The sequence below is a fragment of the Stenotrophomonas sp. UBA7606 genome (assembly GCF_002477705.1).
Taxonomy (GTDB): domain Bacteria; phylum Pseudomonadota; class Gammaproteobacteria; order Xanthomonadales; family Xanthomonadaceae; genus Stenotrophomonas.
The window spans coordinates 3,339-4,790 of sequence record NZ_DLJW01000100.1; the positions used below are offsets into that span (position 1 = coordinate 3,339).

Sequence of the window (1,452 nt, forward strand, 5' to 3'; positions counted from 1 at the left end):
GACCTGCCTGCGGATATCAACGAAGCGCTGATCGTCGAGTTGTATTCGAAGTAATTCACAATGGAGAACCTCCGGGTTGCACCGGAGGTTCGCAGGAGAACCCGCAACATGACGGTTACCGCAAACCAGGTTCTGCGTCCTCGCGGTCCGCAGATCGAACGCCTTACCGAGACCCGCGCCAAGGTCGTGATCGAACCGTTGGAGCGTGGTTACGGGCATACGCTGGGCAACGCCCTGCGTCGCGTGCTGCTGTCGTCCATCCCGGGCTTCGCCATTACCGAAGTCGAGATCGACGGCGTGCTTCACGAGTACACCACGCTGGAAGGCCTGCAGGAGGATGTGCTCGAAGTCCTGCTGAACCTGAAGGACGTGGCCATTCGCATGCATTCCGGCGACAGCGCCACGCTCTCCCTGTCCAAGCAGGGCCCGGGCATCGTGACCGCTGCCGACATCAAGGTTGACCATAACGTCGAAGTGATCAACGGCGACCACGTGATCTGCCACCTGACCAAGGACGCGGCGATCAACATGCGTCTGAAGATCGAGCGTGGCTTCGGCTACCAGCCGGCTGCCTCGCGCCGCCGTCCGGACGAAGAGTCGCGTGCGATCGGTCGTCTGGTGCTGGACGCTTCGTTCTCGCCGGTCCGTCGCGTCGCCTATTCGGTGGAAGCGGCCCGCGTCGAGCAGCGTACCGACCTGGACAAGCTGGTCATCGATATCGAAACCAACGGCACGATCGATGCCGAGGAAGCCGTCCGCACCGCGGCCGACATCCTCAGCGATCAGCTGTCGGTGTTCGGTGACTTCACCCACCGCGATCGCGGTGCGGCCAAGCCGGCCAACAACGGCGTGGATCCGGTGCTGCTGCGCCCGATCGACGACCTGGAGCTGACCGTGCGTTCGGCCAACTGCCTGAAGGCCGAGAGCATCTACTACATCGGTGATCTGATCCAGAAGACCGAAGTGGAACTGCTCAAGACCCCGAACCTGGGCAAGAAGTCGCTGACCGAAATCAAGGAAGTGCTGGCCCAGCGTGGCCTGTCGCTTGGCATGAAGCTGGAGAACTGGCCGCCGGCCGGTGTCGCCGCTCACGGCATGCTTGGTTGATAGCAGCATCTGTTCCCCCGCATGGGTGACCATGCGGGGGAATGTCGTAGGCAGTACCCGCGTAGACGGCTGACAAGGCCGCTGCGCCGGTCGTCCAGGGATAGGGCGGCCAGGACCATCCGCAGTCCATGCAGCAACGCCACGACGGCGACAACGAAGTCCAACGTCTCATCATTCAATCTAAGGAATCTGTCCCATGCGTCACCAGAAGTCTGGCCGTAAGTTCAGCCGCACCAGCGCCCACCGCGAAGCGATGTTCAAGAACATGGCCGCCTCGCTGTTCAAGCACGAGCTGATCAAGACCACTCTGCCGAAGGCCAAGGAGCTGCGCCGCGTTGCCGAGCC

At 62.3% G+C, this 1,452-nt stretch carries 2 protein-coding genes; both read left to right on the plus strand.

Annotation, left to right across the window (positions count from 1 at the left end):
* Positions 1-108 precede the first annotated feature (108 nt).
* Positions 109-1,107 carry a DNA-directed RNA polymerase subunit alpha gene (locus B2527_RS12360; protein WP_132862514.1) on the plus strand — a complete coding sequence of 333 codons (999 nt, stop codon included), beginning with the start codon at positions 109-111 and terminating at the stop codon, positions 1,105-1,107.
* A 196-nt stretch (positions 1,108-1,303) separates the two neighbouring features.
* Positions 1,304-1,452 (plus strand): bL17 family ribosomal protein (locus B2527_RS12365; protein WP_293713937.1); only part of this gene is annotated, 149 nt, incomplete at its 3' end.

Excerpts from the sequence above, each read along its gene's own strand:
- B2527_RS12360 (WP_132862514.1), top strand. The coding sequence starts at position 109 with ATGACGGTTACCGCAAACCAGGTTCTGCGTCCTCGCGGTCCGCAGATC.